The sequence below is a fragment of the Buttiauxella sp. AC142 genome (assembly GCF_979253435.1).
In genome coordinates this window covers 3,565,648-3,581,458 of record NZ_CEEDCH010000001.1, presented here as the reverse complement: position 1 = coordinate 3,581,458, position 15,811 = coordinate 3,565,648, and the positions used below count along the sequence as shown (strand labels likewise).

Sequence of the window (15,811 nt, the reverse complement as noted above, 5' to 3'; positions counted from 1 at the left end):
AAGGGTAAAAAATGACCGGAACCACGCAGCCTCTTGATCCCCTTAGCTTGCCTCTTACGGGGGAGCGGCTGATAGAAGCCTCTGCGGGGACCGGAAAGACCTTTACCATTGCGGCACTGTATTTACGCCTGTTGTTAGGCCTGGGAGGTAAACATGCTCATCCCAGGCCGCTTTCTGTCGAAGAGTTGCTGGTCGTAACCTTTACGCAGGCGGCGACGGAAGAGCTTCGTGGCCGCATTCGAGCCAATATCCATGAGCTACGCATCGCATGCGTACGCAATCGTACCGACAATCCTCTGTTCCAGAGTCTGCTGGCCGAAATTCCTGACCTGCATCAGGCGGCGCAGGTTCTGCGTCTGGCCGAACAGCAAATGGATGAAGCGGCGATATTCACCATTCACGGCTTCTGCCAAAGAATGCTGAGTCTGAATGCCTTTGAATCAGGCATGTTGTTTGAACAACAACTCATCGAAGATGAATCGCTGCTACGTCGCCATGCTTGTGCTGATTTCTGGCGCCGCCATTGTTATCCGTTGCCTAAACCTGTCGCCCAGGTGATGGCAGAAGAGTGGGCTGGCCCGGAAGAACTGCTCAGAGATATCAATAGCTGGCTGCAAGGTGAACAACCCATTCTGAAACAGCCTCCAGCCGATGATGAAACGCTGCTTGCTCGTCATCAAAAAATCATTAATGCCATTGAAGATGTAAAAGCACAATGGCGAGACTGTGCGGATGACATCGCGCAGATCCTGAGTGTGGCGAAGATTGACCGCCGCAGCTATAGCAGTAAAAACTTACCGAACTGGCTGAATATTGTTGGTGTGTGGGCGCAGACAGAAACCACGACCTATAAATTACCCGATCAGCTGGAGCGTTTTTCTCAGTCGATGCTTGATGAGAAAACCAAAGAAGGCCAACCGCCGCAGCATCCTGTTTTCCGGGCGATTAACGATCTGCTGGGCGAACCGCTGACCCTGCGTGATTTAGTCATTGCCCGCGCGATGGCTGAAATCCGCTACACCGTGCAGCAGGAAAAACGCCGCCGTGGCGAACTCGGGTTTGACGATATGTTAACCCGCCTTGATGAAGCGTTGCATAAACCCGGTGGAGATGCGCTGGCAGCGGCGATCCGTAGCCGTTTCCCTGCGGCAATGATTGATGAGTTTCAGGATACCGACCCGCAGCAATATCGTATTTTTAGACGCTTGTATATTAATCAGCCTGATACTGCATTGTTGCTTATCGGTGACCCAAAACAGGCGATTTACGCTTTCCGTGGCGCGGATATTTTTACCTACATGAAAGCCCGGCATGAGGTAAGCGCCCACTACACGCTGGACACCAACTGGCGCTCATCACCGGGGATGATAAACAGCGTAAATACCCTGTTCCAGCAGTTGGATAACCCCTTCTTATTCGCGCAAATTCCATTCTTAGCGGTGAAAGCCGCCCAGAAGAACAATGGCTTACGTTTTACCCTGAAAGGGAAAAACCAGGCGGCGATGTCGTTCTGGGCGCAATCGGGTGATGGCTGCGGTGTGAGTGATTACCAACAAACTATGGCCATGCAGTGCGCACAACAAATTCGGGAATGGTTGAGTGCCGGGCAGCGTGGCGAAGCATTGCTGTGGAAAGGCGAAGAGTCACGCCCGGTACAGTCGTCTGACATCACCATTCTGGTTCGTAGTCGCGGCGAAGCATCGATTGTGCGTGAAGCATTGAGCGCCCTGAATATCCCTTCGGTTTATCTTTCAAACCGCGACTCAGTATTCGCAACGCCAGAATCTCGAGAGATTCTGTGGATTTTGCAGGCGGTACTGGCCCCAGAAATAGAAACGGCGCTGCGCAGCGCCGTCGCCACTAGCATGTTGGGGCTGGATGCCCGAATGATAGAAGCGCTGAACAATGACGAAAATGCCTGGGACTGCCTGGTTGAAGAGTTTTCCGAGTATCGGCAAATTTGGTTACGCCGAGGCGTGATGCCGATGTTACGAGCGCTTATCGCACGACGTCAGGTTGCAGAAAACTTGCTGGCAACCCCGGGTGGCGAGCGGCGTCTGACCGATATTTTGCATATCAGCGAGCTGTTGCAAGAAGAAGCCGCGCAAACTGACAGTGAACATGCGCTGGTGCGCTGGCTGGCTCAGCAGGTTACGGAACCTGACAGTAACGCCTATAGCCAACAACTGCGTCTCGAAAGCGACCGACACCTGGTTCAGGTGGTCACTATCCATAAATCAAAAGGGCTGGAATACCCGCTGGTTTGGTTGCCATTCATCGCCAATTATCGGGCGCAAAACAGCGGCCTGTACCATGACCGTTCCACGTTTTCACCTTTGCTGGATTTAAGTGATGACGCGGAAAGCCTGAGTCTGGCAGAAGAAGAGCGCCTGGCGGAAGACTTACGCCTGTTGTACGTCGCGTTGACACGCTCAATCTGGCATTGCAGTCTCGGCGTCGCACCGTTGTTTAAAGGTAATCGCGCTAAAAAAGGGAACAGCGATTCGCACCTCGGGGCGTTGGGTTATCTTTTACAAAAAGGCGAAGCGAAAGATGCTGCGGGATTACAAGTTTGCTTGCAGGAACTGGCGAGCGAGTCGATTAGCGTCGAAGATCCTAAGTCAGATGATTACACTCCGTGGCAGCCAGTGAGTGAAGCGTTGCCCGAACTTAGCGCACGCATCATGACAAGGCAGGTGGTTGATAACTGGCGAGTCACCAGTTATTCAGGTTTACAGCAGCATGGTAGCAGCCAGGCTCTGGATTTATTGCCGCGCCTGGATGTCGATGCCGCAGGTGCTGCGCCGACTCAAAGTGAGCCATTACTTACTCCGCACACCTTTCCACGTGGGGCAGGGCCGGGCACATTTTTGCATAGCTTGTTCGAAGGCATTGATTTTACTCAGCCAATAGATGAAGCGTGGATTGCAAAGCAGTTAAGCGAGCAAGGTTTTGGTGAGCAGTGGCAGCCGATTGTCACCGAGTGGTTGCACACTATTTTGCAGGCACCGTTGAATGACGCGGGCGTGTCGCTTAGCCAGTTAACTCCGCAAGACAGGCAGGTCGAAATGGAGTTCTATTTGCCGATAAAGAGTGATTTGCAGGCAGCACATTTAGATGCCCTCGTGCGGGAATATGACCCGTTATCAAAAGGTTGTCCGCCGTTAAACTTCAAGCAAGTGCGTGGCATGCTGAAAGGGTTTATTGACCTGGTGTTCCGCTGGAAGGGGCGCTACTACCTGCTGGATTACAAATCGAACTGGCTGGGCGAAGACAGCAGCGCTTACACCGGGGAAGCGATGGCGGCGGCGATGCAATCTCATCGGTATGATCTGCAATATCAACTGTATACGCTGGCTTTGCACCGTTATTTACGGCACAGAATTCCTGATTATGACTACCAGACTCACTTCGGCGGCGTTATCTACCTCTTCTTACGTGGCATCGAAAGTAACGGCTCCTCACAAGGAATATATTCAACGTGCCCGGATGAGCAACTGATTGCGAAGATGGACGCACTATTCGCGGCGCAAAAGGACGAGGTGACGCCATGAAAATGTCTGAGCTTTTACAGCAGGCGGTGGAGCAAAAGTTATTGCGTGCGCTGGATGCACAGTTTGCCATGATGATTGCCAGTGATGATCAGCCCGCGGTGATGCTCGCGGCGGCATTGGTCAGCCACGATGCGGGTGAAGGGCATGTCTGCATTCCGCTTTCACGTTTAGTCCCGGAGTTCTTTTTTTCCGGGCGTCAGCCAGATTTAGTGGCACAACTTTTTGCGCTTGCCGACCTGAAAAGCGGCTGGCGCGAGACATTGCTGGCTTCCAATGCGGTGAGTGAATACGAAGGGGCGACCCCGCTAAAGCTGATTAGCGAGCGTTTATATCTCAACCGAATGTGGCAAAACGAGCAGTCCATTGCGCAGTTTTTTGTGCAGGAAAATCGGCCCATTGCGCTTAATGAATCGCAGGTCATTAACGTACTCAATCAGCTTTTTGAGCCGCTGCCCGAGACTGACTGGCAAAAAGTGGCCGCAGCCGTGGCATTAACCCGTCGTATATCGGTGATTTCAGGTGGGCCGGGTACCGGTAAAACCACCACGGTGGCGAAATTACTCGCCGCGTTAGTCCAGCTTTCGGATGCCCCGTCTTTGCGGATTCAACTCGCCGCGCCGACGGGGAAAGCCGCAGCCCGCTTGACGGAATCATTGGGTTCGGCGTTGCGCCGCTTGCCGTTAGATGAAGCGCAAAAAGCCTCATTACCCAACGATGCCTGCACATTGCACCGTTTGTTAGGTGCGCAACCGAACAGCCAACGCTTGCGCTACCACGCCGGAAATCCTTTGCACCTTGATGTGCTGGTGGTGGATGAAGCCTCGATGGTGGATTTGCCGATGATGGCAAAACTGATCAATGCGATGCCTCCTCATGCGCGAGTGATTTTCTTAGGCGACCGCGACCAGTTGGCGTCGGTTGAAGCAGGGGCCGTGCTCGGGGATATTTGCCACTATGTTACGCATGGATATTCATCTGAGCGTGCAGCAGAGCTGAGTCTACTCACCGGTTATACGCTTCCTGCTGGAGAAGGTAACGGTGCGAGCGCGTTGCGTGATGGTTTGTGTTTACTGCAAAAAAGCTACCGCTTTGACAGTAAATCCGGCATCGGGCAACTGGCATTTGCGGTCAATGCCAGCGATGTTAAGCGCGTCAAAACCGTATTTAGCGAAGGTTTTAGCGATATTTCTAAACAACCACTGCGTGAAACGGCGGACTACGCCACGATGATTGACGATGCGGTGGAAGGGTATCGACCATACCTGGACTTGATTCGCAATCAGGCAGAGCCCGCTTCTATTCTTGAAGCTTTTGGGCGTTATCAAATGCTCTGTGCTTTGCGTGAAGGCCCGTTTGGCGTCAGCGGTTTGAATAGCCGCATCGAGCTGGCACTGATTCAAAAACGGTTAATTGAGCGGCCAAATCAGGCGACATCGCGCTGGTATAACGGCAGGCCGATTATGGTTTCTCGTAATGACAGTTCGTTGGGGCTGTTTAACGGGGATATTGGTATTGCGCTGGATAGAGGCGAGGGGTTAAGGGTCTGGTTCCCGATGCCGGATGGCACCATTAAATCCGTACAGCCAAGTCGTTTACCGGGCCACGATACGGCATACGCCATGACGGTGCATAAATCGCAGGGTTCTGAATTTGAACATGCCGCGCTGGTGCTGCCAAACCAGTACACCGCTGTGGTGACGCGTGAACTGGTGTATACGGCGATTACCCGCGCTCGAAATAAGCTGTCGCTGTATGCCGATGATCGGGTGTTAGAAAAGGCAATTGTGACCAGGACTGAACGGCGTAGCGGGTTGATGGAGAGTTTTAGCTAGCCCAGAAGGGCTAGCTTTTTAATTATGCTAAATCTGCCATCAACACTTTTGAACGGCGCTGATAGTTGTACATCTCTTTTTTGCTTTCCGGCAGCAGTTCGACATCCACCGGCATAAACCCGCGTTCCTGGAACCAGTGAATACTGCGGGTTGTCAGCACGAACAACTTGCTTAACCCCATTTGCCGCGCTTGCGTGGCAATGCGTTGCAGCAATACTTCACCGCGTGATGAACTGCGGTAATCCGGATGAACCGCAACACACGCCATTTCACCAATCCCTTCCTCCTGGAATGGATAAAGCGCCGCGCAAGCGATAGTCAGGTTATCGCGTTGGATGATGGTGAACTTGTCGATCTCCATTTCCAGTTGTTCACGCGAGCGGCGCACCAGAATCCCTTGCTGCTCCAGCGGGCGAATCAGCTCCAGAATGCCGCCGATATCGTTAATAGTGGCGCGGCGAATTTGCTCCGCACTTTCCATCACGATTTGTGTCCCGATACCGTCGCGTGAGAAGAGTTCTTGCAACAGCGCCCCGTCTTCCTGATAGCTAATTAAGTGGCTGCGGCGCACGCCGCTGCGGCAGGCTTTCACCGCGCCACGCAGAAAACGCACGGTGCCAGAGTGGTAATCACCCGCTTCTTCCAGCTCTTCAATACGTTTTTGCGCATCGTTGGGGAACAGTTCTGAAACGATATTGCCGTTGTCATCGATAACGCCCTGAGAAGAACAGAAGCCGATCATTTTCTCGGCTTTCAGTTTGACCGCCAACTGCGTGGCAATCTCTTCAGACGTGAGGTTGAAGCTTTCGCCAGTGACAGAAACCGCCACCGGGCCCATCAATACAATTGCACCGTTATCAAGCTGACGATGAATGGCTTCTTCGTCGATGCGACGCACGCGCCCGCTGTGGCAATAATCCACGCCATCATCCACGCCAAGAGGCTGAGCAATAATAAAATTACCGCTAACGACATTGATGTGTGCACCTTGCAACGGCGTGTTGCCGAGGCTCATGGACAAACGCGCAGTGATATCCAACTGCAACAAACCGGCGGCCTGTTTGACCAGTTCCAGCGTTTTGGCATCGGTGACGCGCGTGTGTTTATGATAGATAGGCTCATGATTATGCGAAGCCAGATTAGTATCAATCTGTGGACGCGCGCCGTAGACCACCACCAGACGAATTCCCAGGCTGTGCAACAGCCCAATATCGTTAACGATACTGGAAAAGTTCTCGTGTTCAATGGCTTCGCCGCCCAGCATAATGACAAACGTTTTTCCCCGATGGGCATTTATATAGGGGACAGTATGGCGGAATCCCTGTACCAGTTCGGTTCTACGTTCCTTCACCACGGCAAGCCCTCGATGCATGATTATTCGTAATTTCTGTATTTTTATTCTTTTATTGCCTCTGGCGCAAGCAGCAATTTCCTCAAAGCAGAAATTTCTGCATCCGTGCAGCCAGGTGCTTGATTGCGAATGTTTACCCTTTAAAGGGTGACAGCCCGAGCGTGTTTCGCTAAAGTTTTCGGCTCAAAAAATAAAATTGGTTATTTGTTTCACGGAAACACACCGCTCAGGAGAGCTATGTCAGATTCCCGTTCGTTAATTAGTCGTCGCCGCTTATTGCAGGGCGCAGGCGCTATGTGGCTACTGAGTGTCAGCCAGGTTGGCTTTGCTGCCTCAAGCCTGGTGGTTGCGGTGCGTGTGTGGCCCGCATCGTCATACACTCGTGTCACGCTGGAATCGAACAAGCAGCTTAAGTATAAGCAGTTTGCATTGAGCAACCCAGATCGCGTGGTTGTCGACATAGAAGGTGTGAATTTAAATTCAGTTTTGAAAGGAATTGGTGGCCAGATTCGCGGCGACGATCCTTTCATCAAGTCAGCACGTGTTGGGCAGTTTGATCCACAAACGGTGCGTATGGTTTTTGAACTCAAGCAGAATGTCACCCCGCATCTTTTTGCGCTGGCACCGGTTGCTGAATTTAAAGAACGCCTGGTAATGGATTTATATCCGGCCAATATGAACAGCGAGCAGGATCCTCTGTTGGCGCTGCTCGAAGATTACAATAACGGCAAGCTGGATAAAGATACTCCTCCGTCTCCGGAGCAAGGGCCGCAACCCGGCAAGGCAGGGCGTGACAGGCCAATTGTTATCATGCTCGATCCCGGCCACGGCGGGGAAGATCCCGGAGCCATTGGGCCGAACAAAACGCGTGAAAAAGACATCGTGCTCAAAATTGCGCGCCGCCTGAAAGCGTTGATTGATAAAGAAGCGAATATGAAAGCCTACATGACGCGCAACGAGGATGTGTTTATCCCGTTAAAAGTCAGGGTGGCAAAAGCGCAGAAGCAGCGTGCGGATCTTTTTGTTTCCATTCATGCGGATGCGTTTACGTCCGGAGCCGCTCGCGGATCGTCAGTATTTGCACTCTCAACCAAAGGTGCCACCAGTACGGCAGCAAAATTCCTTGCCCAAACGCAGAACGCCGCCGACTTAATTGGTGGGGTGAGTAAGAGTGGCGACAGATATCTCGACCATACGATGTTCGATATGGTGCAATCGCTGACGATTAACGACAGTCTTAAATTCGGTAAAGAAGTGCTGGCCAGATTAGGCAAAGTGAACAAGCTGCATAAAAACAGCGTCGATCAGGCTGGATTCGCCGTGCTGAAAGCCCCGGATATTCCATCCATTCTGGTCGAAACCGCGTTTCTGAGTAATGTTGAGGAAGAGCGCAAGCTGCGTACTGCGACATTCCAGCAGGAAGTGGCGGAATCAATTCTTGCAGGGATTAAGGCGTATTTTGCGGATAGCTCGCGATTAGCGCGGCGCGGCTAATACTTTGTCGGATGACGCTTACGCTTATCAGACCTACAACGGCATTTCGTAGGGGGATAAGCGTAAGCGTCATCCACCAAATAACCCAAATTTCAGATACAAAAAAAGCACTCCTGAGAGTGCTTTAAATGTTGGTTGCGGGGGCCAGATTTGAACTGACGACCTTCGGGTTATGAGCCCGACGAGCTACCAGGCTGCTCCACCCCGCGTCCGTAAACTTCTTTGTTACCCAAATGATTTTCATCATTGCGCGAATACTCAGCGACTTAGTTGGTTGCGGGGGCCAGATTTGAACTGACGACCTTCGGGTTATGAGCCCGACGAGCTACCAGGCTGCTCCACCCCGCGTCCGTATAACTATTTACTACTCACTACTAGTGATTTTCATCACCGCGCTAAACTCAGCGACTTTTTAATTGGTTGCGGGGGCCAGATTTGAACTGACGACCTTCGGGTTATGAGCCCGACGAGCTACCAGGCTGCTCCACCCCGCGTCCGTGGAAGCGCACTATACTCTGCTCGGCTTTTGATGCAACCCTTTTTTTAAAAAATACCCGATTTGTCTCATCTAACTGATAATAATTTAATTTAAGTACAAATAACGAACACATCTGGGCTGTGCGAGGCGCAACACGTTTAAATCTTGCAGCGTGTTTGCTATCTTCGCGTGGGATAAAGCGGCGTAACCGGGCGAGGAAGTAATGATAGGACGTTGGACGAAGTACATTGTAACTGGGGTAGTGGTTGCCATTCTGGCGGGCTGCTCCTCAAAACCGACAGATAAAGGTCAGCAATATAAAGACGGGAAGTTTACCCAGCCTTTTTCCCTCGTAAACCAACCGGATGCGGTGGGAGCACCAATAAACGGTGGTGACTTTGCTGAGCAAGTTAACCAGATTCGTTCTGCTTCTCCTCGCCTCTATAATAGCAAGAGCGATGTTTACGGTGCCGTTCAACAGTGGCTGCGTGCCGGTGGCGATACCAGCAAGCTGAGCCAGTACGGTCTTGATGCCTGGCAAATGGAAGGTGCTGACAACTACGGCAACGTGCAATTCACCGGCTACTACACGCCAGTTGTACAGGCGCGTTATACCCGCCAGGGCGAGTTCCAGTATCCAATCTACCGTATGCCACCAAAACGCGGTCGCCTGCCGTCCCGTGCGGAGATTTACCGGGGTGGGTTGAGCGACAGCTACATTATTGCTTACAGCAATTCCTTAATGGATAACTTCATTATGGATGTGCAGGGCAGCGGCTATATAGATTTCGGCGACGGGCAGCCATTAACCTTCTTCGGCTATTCGGGCAAAAATGGCCACGCTTACCGCAGTATCGGCAAAGTACTTATCGATCGTGGTGAAGTGAAGAAAGAAGATATGTCGATGCAGGCGATTCGCCATTGGGGTGAAACGCACAGCCAGGCTGAAGTGCAGGAGCTGCTCGAACAGAATCCGTCGTTCGTCTTCTTTAAACCTGCAAGCTTCGCGCCGGTGAAAGGGGCGAGTGCGGTGCCGTTAATTGGACGTGCGTCGGTTGCGTCTGATCGTTCAATTATTCCTGCGGGCACCACTATTCTTGCGGAAGTGCCGTTACTTGATAACAACGGTAAATTCAGTGGGCAATATGAATTACGCGTGATGGTGGCGCTGGATGTTGGCGGTGCGATTAAAGGTCAGCACTTTGATATTTACCAGGGCATCGGGGCTGACGCCGGGCATCGCGCAGGTTGGTACAACCATTATGGACGTGTTTGGGTGCTGAAAAATGCGCCGGGAACGACCAACAGCGTATTCACGGGTTAATCTTCCCGCGCACGGGCTGTATAATCAGCCCGTCATCTATATCTGCAATAACACCCGCAAAGATTTTCCGAGGATAACGTAATGTCTGTAGTTTTGACCGATGCCTGGCTGCAACGCTTTGGCGGCACGGCACGTTTGTATGGCCGTGATGCTCTGCAATTGTTTGCTGATGCGCATGTTTGCGTGATTGGCATTGGGGGCGTTGGCTCATGGGCCGCAGAGGCGTTGGCTCGTACCGGTATCGGCGCGATTACGCTTATCGACATGGATGATGTGTGTGTCACTAACACCAACCGCCAGATTCATGCTTTGCGGGACACTGTCGGCCAGGCCAAAACCGAAGTGATGGCTGCGCGCATTCGTGAAATTAACCCGGAATGCCGCGTCACGGTGGTGGATGATTTTATCACTGCTGAAAACACCGCCCAGTTGCTTAATCAGGGTTTTAGTTATGTGATTGACGCCATCGACAGCGTGCGCCCTAAAGCCGCACTGATCGCGTATTGCCGTCGTTATAAGATCCCATTAGTGACAACCGGTGGGGCGGGCGGGCAGATCGATCCTACGCAAATTCAGGTTTCCGATCTGGCGAAAACGATTCAGGATCCGCTGGCGGCAAAACTGCGTGAAAGATTAAAAAGCGATTTTGGCGTGGTGAAGAACAGTAAAGGCAAGCTGGGGATCGATTGTGTGTTTTCCACCGAAGCGCTGGTTTACCCTCAGGCTGATGGTTCGGTCTGCGCAATGAAAAGTACGGCTGATGGCCCGAAGCGTATGGATTGTGCATCTGGATTTGGTGCGGCAACCATGGTCACCGCCAGCTTTGGTTTTGTGGCGGTATCCCATGTTTTAAAGAAAATGATGGCGAAAGCGGCGCGAACTCAGACTGCCTGAGCCGCAATCTGCACGGCTTGCGCTAATGCTGCAAGCCCGCTGCTGCGCGACGCACTTAATTGATTACGCAGCCCTAAATCGTCAAACAGTGCGAGTGGGTCTTCATTCAGCAACTGTTCAGCTGTTTTCCCTTCAATGGCGGTGAGCAACACCGCCAGCAAACCCCGAACGATTCGCCCTTCGCTGTCACCATAAAAATGCAGCGTGCCATTCGCCTGAAGAGAATGCCCCAACCAGACGCGGTTTTCACACCCGGCAATTTCGATATCTTCCTGCTTTAAGTCAGCAGGCAGTGCCGGAAGCTGCTTTCCTAACAGGATCAACTGACGGTATTTATCTTCCCATTGCTGCAATGGCGCAAACGTCGATCGCAGGTTATCGGCGGTAATTGAAGTGCCAAAAGGGTGACCGGCTAAAAATCCACTTGTCATTTAATCCCCCAGAATTTCCAGTGCATTGTCGATGGCTTTAATCAGGGCATCGACGTCGCTTTGTGTGTTGTACGGCGCAAATGAAGCACGCAATGTGCCGCTGACACCTAACGCGGCGAGCAACGGTTGCGCACAATGCTGGCCAGCGCGTAGGGATATTCCGGCTTCGGCCAGCAACGTCACCATATCGTTATGGTGAATATTGGCGAAATCGAATGCTAACAGGCTTGAGTCCTGGCAGCGGAAACTACGAAAACCAGGGCGTTTCGCCAGCTCGGCTTCTGCAAGTGTTGCAAGCCCACGGCTATAAGCTTCAGCTTCTTGTAAATCAACAGATTCCAGCCACTCAAGAGCGGCACTCAGACCAATCACACCCGCGACGTTTGGCGTGCCAGCTTCAAAACGATACGGCACTGGCTGAGTTTTGAATCCTTCAAATGAGACATGAGTGATCATCTTGCCGCCGCCAAGCCATGGCGACATCTCTTCGAGCAACTCAGTTTTACCGTACAGCGCACCGATGCCGGTGGGGCCGTAAAGTTTGTGCGCCGAGAAGGCGTAAAAATCAATATCCAGCGCTTGTACATCCGGTGGGCAATGGACCACACCTTGTGCACCATCAACCATAACCACCGCGCCCGCTGCATGAGCAAGCGTAATCGCTTTTTCCAGGTTCGGGCAGCCGCCTGTGACGTTAGACATTTGGCCTAACGCCAGAATTTTTGTGCGTGCGTTAAGAAGCTCAGGGAGTTGGCTTAAATCTGCGAGGTAATCTTTGCCCAGCGGCAATTTTACAATCTTCGCGCCAGTCTGCTCTGCGACCATTAACCACGGCACAAAGTTTGCGTGATGTTCTGCTTCGCTAACGATGATTTCATCGCCGGGCTGTAGACGCGGACGGGCATAACATTGCGCCACGAGGTTAATAGCTTCGGTGGTGCCACGCGTCCAGACAATATCTTTAGCACATGGCGCGTTAAGCAAACCAGCCACGCTATCGCGAGCGGCTTCATATCGTTCTGTCAGGCGTTGGGCTTCGGCAAATTGACTGCGATGAACATTCCCGGCGCTCAGGCTATAAAACTGCCTGGTGGCTTCAATCACCGCGAGAGGTTTAAGTGTGGTTGCTGCGCTGTCGAGATAGACACCGGCATCAGCCAGAGCCGGAAACTGGCTGCGAAATTCGGCTGGATTAAATGATTTCATGATTTTCCTCGTATCCAATGCCGCCGATCGTCGCGCATTTGTCTTAATCGCACAAGGAATACGTAACCTTCGGAATAGTCTGCTTAATCTGGCAAAGTCAGAAAAGACGGTTATGCTAATTAATGTTAGGTGAATCTTTCACCGTGTTTATTTTGAAGTACAAATCAGCATTAAACGCTACTAAGGAGAAGAATATGAACAAGGCAGCCGCAGCAGTATTAGCAGGTGTTATGGTTTTTGGTCTTTCAGCGTGTTCAGGCCCTAATTACGTGATGCACACTAACGATGGTCGGACTATCGTTTCCGATGGCAAACCGCAAACCGATGAAGATACAGGGATGATTCAGTACAAAGACGCTAATGGGAATAAACAGCAGATTAACCGTACTGACGTGAAAGAGATGGTTGAGTTAGATAAGTAAATTTAGAGCAAAAAAAAGCACCGCAATTTGCGGTGCTACATTAATCACTATGGACAGACAGGGTAAATGTACAGGAAGTGAAAAAGGGGTAGCTTAGCTACCGGGGTCTGGAATGCCAGACCAATTGCAAACACAACAACACAACATCACAACCGTAAGCCAAAAGCCCTCCGAAACACGCATTTCAGATAACTTTTCGTTCCGGCTCAGGAAGTGACGCCACTATAGGTATTTGCTGGTGCATCCTCAACGGACAATTTATAATGGCTCAGATAAAAAAAACTAATAGGTTAACTAAGTTCACCTGTTTGTTAATAGACTTTAACATTTAAGCCAATCAACTATGTCCAAGCGTTTGCCCCCTTTAAATGCCTTACGTGTATTTGACGCCGCTGCTCGTCACCTGAGTTTTACTAAAGCGGCCGATGAACTGTTCGTGACTCAGGCCGCCGTCAGCCACCAGATTAAGTCCCTGGAAGATTTCCTCGGCCTTAAATTGTTCCGCCGCCGCAACCGCTCTTTGCTGTTGACGGAAGAGGGGCAGAGTTACTATCTGGACATCAAAGAGATTTTTTCGCAGCTCACCGAAGCCACGCGTAAGCTACAGGCGCGTAGTGCAAAGGGCGCCTTAACGGTCAGCCTGTTGCCTAGTTTTGCCATTCATTGGCTCGTCCCTCGTCTTACTAGCTTTAATACAGCTTATCCGGGAATTGATGTCCGAATTCAGGCGGTTGACCGTCAGGAAGATAAACTTTCGGATGATGTCGACGTCGCAATTTTTTACGGGCGAGGTAACTGGCCTGGCTTGCGTGTGGAAAAATTATACGCAGAATACTTGCTACCGGTCTGCTCACCAATGCTCTTGACCGGCGAGAAACCGATTAAAACACCTGAAGATTTAGCGCATCATACTTTATTGCATGATGCGTCTCGTCGTGACTGGCAAACCTACACGCGCCAGCTGGGGGTGAGCCATATTAATGTGCAGCAAGGTCCAATCTTTAGCCACAGCGCGATGGTGCTCCAGGCTGCGATTCACGGGCAAGGCATTGCGCTGGCAAACAATGTGATGGCGCAATCGGAAATTGAAGCGGGACGTTTAGTTTGCCCATTTAACGACGTGCTGGTGAGTAAAAATGCCTTTTATCTTGTTTGTCATGACAGTCAGGCAGAACTGGGTAAAATAGCGGCCTTCAGGCAGTGGATTCTGGCGAAAACAGCGAGCGAACAAGAAAAATTCCGTTTTCGTTACGATCAATAAGCAACCTTCGCGCAGGCATTGTGCTGCGCCTTCACTTTAGGGTTACACCATGACCAGCCGTTTCATGCTGATTTTTACCGCAATTAGCGGTTTTATCTTTGTTGCTCTCGGGGCCTTTGGGGCGCATGTATTGAGCAAAACGCTTGGTGTTGTGGAAATGGGCTGGATTCAAACCGGCCTCGAATATCAAGCGTTTCACACGTTAGCCATATTTGGTCTGGCCGTTGCCATGCAACGCCGGGTCAGCATTTGGTTTTATTGGAGCAGCGTTTTTATGGCGCTCGGTACTGTTTTATTCAGCGGCAGTCTTTATTGTCTGGCGCTGTCACACTTACGCCTGTGGGCGTTTGTTACTCCGGTCGGCGGGTTTAGTTTTCTCGCCGGTTGGATCTTGATGTTGATTGGTGCAATGCGCCTGAAACGTAGGGGCGTAAGCCATGAATAAAGTTATTTTGTACTGCCGACAAGGTTTTGAGAAAGAGTGCGCGGCAGAGATTACCGATAAAGCGGGCCAGCGCGGCGTGTTTGGTTTTGCGCGGGTGAAAGAAAACAGCGGTTACGTAATTTACGAATGCTATCAGCAAGATGACGCTGACAAACTGGCGCGTGAATTGCCGTTTCGTGATCTGATCTTTGCTCGCCAGATGATCGTTGCGGGTGAGCTGCTAAAAGATCTTCCACCGGAAGATCGTATTACGCCAATTACCGGAATGTTGACGGGCGTGGTTGAGAAGGGCGGCGATCTGCGCGTTGAAGTTGCTGACACGAATGAAAGCAAAGAGCTGATGAAGTTTTGCCGTAAGCTGACGGTACCGCTGCGTGCCAGCCTGCGCGAGGCAGGGATCCTCACCAATTACGAAACGCCAAAACGCCCGGTGGTGCATGTGTTCTTTATCGCACCCGGCTGCTGCTACACCGGTTATTCCTACACCACGAATAACTCGCCTTTCTATATGGGCATCCAGCGACTGAAATTGCCTGCTGAAGCGCCAAGCCGTTCAACCCTGAAACTGGAAGAAGCATTCCATACTTTCATTCCGGCGGATGAGTGGGATGAGCGTCTGGCGAACGGGATGCATGCCGTTGATCTGGGAGCCTGCCCTGGCGGTTGGACTTACCAATTAACGCAACGCAATATGTGGGTTTGCTCCGTTGATAACGGCCCAATGGCACAGAGCCTGATGGACACCGGGCAAGTGACCTGGTTGCAGGAAGATGGTTTTAAATATAAGCCAACCCGCAACAACATCTCCTGGATGGTCTGCGACATGGTTGAGAAACCGGCAAAAGTGGCGAGTCTGATGGCGACGTGGCTCGTGAACGGCTGGTGCCGCGAAACTATTTTCAACCTCAAGTTGCCAATGAAGAAGCGTTATGAAGAAGTGTCGCAAAACCTGGCATTGATTCATGAAAAACTGGCAGAGCATGGAATCAGCGCGGAAATTCAGGCGCGCCAGTTGTACCACGACCGTGAAGAAGTGACAGTGCACGTGCGCCGTATGTGGGCCGCTGTGGGCGGTCGTCGCGACGAGCGATAATCACCTTCATTCAACCCTCTCCCTCA

Annotated in this window: 12 protein-coding genes and 3 tRNA genes; 9 read left to right on the top strand and 6 right to left on the bottom strand. The window is 51.5% G+C overall.

The window, feature by feature from the left end:
- Positions 1 to 11 precede the first annotated feature (11 nt).
- Together recB and recD are read left to right on the top strand one after the other, a co-directional pair.
- Complete coding sequence (recB, locus tag AC0IWZ_RS16670) at positions 12 to 3,554, top strand: exodeoxyribonuclease V subunit beta (protein WP_471678893.1); 3,543 nt, start codon at positions 12 to 14, stop codon at positions 3,552 to 3,554.
- Entirely contained in the window at positions 3,551 to 5,386 is a 1,836-nt protein-coding gene (recD, locus tag AC0IWZ_RS16665; RefSeq protein ID WP_471678894.1) for an exodeoxyribonuclease V subunit alpha, read from the top strand. The genes recB and recD overlap by 4 nt, the downstream gene beginning before the upstream one ends.
- Positions 5,387 to 5,408: 22 nt before the next feature.
- Here recD and argA read toward each other — a convergent pair whose 3' ends face one another.
- Entirely contained in the window at positions 5,409 to 6,740 is a 1,332-nt protein-coding gene (gene argA, locus AC0IWZ_RS16660; protein WP_034498150.1) for an amino-acid N-acetyltransferase, read from the bottom strand.
- A 234-nt stretch (positions 6,741 to 6,974) separates the two neighbouring features.
- Here argA and amiC point away from each other — a divergent pair, with 234 nt between their 5' ends.
- A complete protein-coding gene (gene amiC / locus AC0IWZ_RS16655) occupies positions 6,975 to 8,231 on the top strand; it encodes an N-acetylmuramoyl-L-alanine amidase AmiC (RefSeq protein WP_034498045.1) in 1,257 nt (418 codons plus the stop codon).
- Positions 8,232 to 8,363: 132 nt separating this feature from the next.
- On the opposite strand, the gene AC0IWZ_RS16650 is transcribed toward amiC, so the two are convergent.
- The 3 genes from AC0IWZ_RS16650 to AC0IWZ_RS16640 all read right to left on the bottom strand — a co-directional run bounded on the left by AC0IWZ_RS16650 (position 8,364) and on the right by AC0IWZ_RS16640 (position 8,725).
- A tRNA-Met gene (locus AC0IWZ_RS16650) sits at positions 8,364 to 8,440 on the bottom strand.
- A 62-nt stretch (positions 8,441 to 8,502) separates the two neighbouring features.
- Positions 8,503 to 8,579: transfer RNA gene (locus AC0IWZ_RS16645), tRNA-Met, on the bottom strand.
- A 69-nt stretch (positions 8,580 to 8,648) separates the two neighbouring features.
- Positions 8,649 to 8,725: transfer RNA gene (locus AC0IWZ_RS16640), tRNA-Met, on the bottom strand.
- A 207-nt stretch (positions 8,726 to 8,932) separates the two neighbouring features.
- On the opposite strand from AC0IWZ_RS16640, the gene mltA reads away from it, so the two are divergent.
- Positions 8,933 to 10,033, top strand: coding sequence for a murein transglycosylase A (mltA, locus tag AC0IWZ_RS16635; RefSeq protein WP_034498043.1), 1,101 nt, complete (start codon positions 8,933 to 8,935; stop codon positions 10,031 to 10,033).
- 81 nt (positions 10,034 to 10,114) lie between these two features.
- Positions 10,115 to 10,927, top strand: coding sequence for a tRNA cyclic N6-threonylcarbamoyladenosine(37) synthase TcdA (gene tcdA / locus AC0IWZ_RS16630; RefSeq protein ID WP_471678895.1), 813 nt, complete (start codon positions 10,115 to 10,117; stop codon positions 10,925 to 10,927).
- On the opposite strand, the gene csdE is transcribed toward tcdA, so the two are convergent.
- The gene (gene csdE, locus AC0IWZ_RS16625) at positions 10,915 to 11,358 is read right to left on the bottom strand and encodes a cysteine desulfurase sulfur acceptor subunit CsdE (RefSeq protein ID WP_410373923.1); all 444 of its coding nucleotides are present in this window, start codon (positions 11,356 to 11,358) and stop codon (positions 10,915 to 10,917) included. The two genes, tcdA and csdE, sit on opposite strands and share 13 nt — an antisense overlap.
- The gene (gene csdA, locus AC0IWZ_RS16620; protein WP_410373924.1) at positions 11,359 to 12,564 is read right to left on the bottom strand and encodes a cysteine desulfurase CsdA; all 1,206 of its coding nucleotides are present in this window, start codon (positions 12,562 to 12,564) and stop codon (positions 11,359 to 11,361) included.
- Positions 12,565 to 12,758: 194 nt separating this feature from the next.
- Between csdA and AC0IWZ_RS16615 the strand changes: the two genes are divergently transcribed.
- The 4 genes from AC0IWZ_RS16615 to rlmM all read left to right on the top strand — a co-directional run bounded on the left by AC0IWZ_RS16615 (position 12,759) and on the right by rlmM (position 15,785).
- Positions 12,759 to 12,986 (top strand): YgdI/YgdR family lipoprotein, encoded by a 228-nt coding sequence (locus tag AC0IWZ_RS16615; RefSeq protein ID WP_034498036.1) that lies wholly within the window; start codon positions 12,759 to 12,761, stop codon positions 12,984 to 12,986.
- A gap of 343 nt (positions 12,987 to 13,329) precedes the next feature.
- Positions 13,330 to 14,247 (top strand): glycine cleavage system transcriptional regulator GcvA, encoded by a 918-nt coding sequence (gene gcvA, locus AC0IWZ_RS16610; RefSeq protein WP_034498034.1) that lies wholly within the window; start codon positions 13,330 to 13,332, stop codon positions 14,245 to 14,247.
- A 49-nt stretch (positions 14,248 to 14,296) separates the two neighbouring features.
- Positions 14,297 to 14,692, top strand: a complete 396-nt coding sequence (locus AC0IWZ_RS16605) for a DUF423 domain-containing protein (protein WP_034498032.1) — start codon at positions 14,297 to 14,299, stop codon at positions 14,690 to 14,692.
- Complete coding sequence (gene rlmM / locus AC0IWZ_RS16600) at positions 14,685 to 15,785, top strand: 23S rRNA (cytidine(2498)-2'-O)-methyltransferase RlmM (protein WP_034498030.1); 1,101 nt, start codon at positions 14,685 to 14,687, stop codon at positions 15,783 to 15,785. Before AC0IWZ_RS16605 ends, rlmM begins: the two co-directional genes overlap by 8 nt.
- Positions 15,786 to 15,811 lie beyond the last annotated feature (26 nt).

What these genes read in the sequence shown, in the direction of transcription:
- recB (WP_471678893.1), top strand. Translation starts at nt 12, where the DNA reads ATGACCGGAACCACGCAGCCTCTTGATCCCCTTAGCTTGCCTCTTACG.
- recD (WP_471678894.1), top strand. Translation starts at nt 3,551, where the DNA reads ATGAAAATGTCTGAGCTTTTACAGCAGGCGGTGGAGCAAAAGTTATTG.
- amiC (WP_034498045.1), top strand. Translation starts at nt 6,975, where the DNA reads ATGTCAGATTCCCGTTCGTTAATTAGTCGTCGCCGCTTATTGCAGGGC.
- mltA (WP_034498043.1), top strand. Translation starts at nt 8,933, where the DNA reads ATGATAGGACGTTGGACGAAGTACATTGTAACTGGGGTAGTGGTTGCC.
- tcdA (WP_471678895.1), top strand. Translation starts at nt 10,115, where the DNA reads ATGTCTGTAGTTTTGACCGATGCCTGGCTGCAACGCTTTGGCGGCACG.
- csdE (WP_410373923.1), bottom strand. Translation starts at nt 11,358, where the DNA reads ATGACAAGTGGATTTTTAGCCGGTCACCCTTTTGGCACTTCAATTACC.
- csdA (WP_410373924.1), bottom strand. Translation starts at nt 12,564, where the DNA reads ATGAAATCATTTAATCCAGCCGAATTTCGCAGCCAGTTTCCGGCTCTG.
- AC0IWZ_RS16615 (WP_034498036.1), top strand. Translation starts at nt 12,759, where the DNA reads ATGAACAAGGCAGCCGCAGCAGTATTAGCAGGTGTTATGGTTTTTGGT.
- gcvA (WP_034498034.1), top strand. Translation starts at nt 13,330, where the DNA reads ATGTCCAAGCGTTTGCCCCCTTTAAATGCCTTACGTGTATTTGACGCC.
- AC0IWZ_RS16605 (WP_034498032.1), top strand. Translation starts at nt 14,297, where the DNA reads ATGACCAGCCGTTTCATGCTGATTTTTACCGCAATTAGCGGTTTTATC.
- rlmM (WP_034498030.1), top strand. Translation starts at nt 14,685, where the DNA reads ATGAATAAAGTTATTTTGTACTGCCGACAAGGTTTTGAGAAAGAGTGC.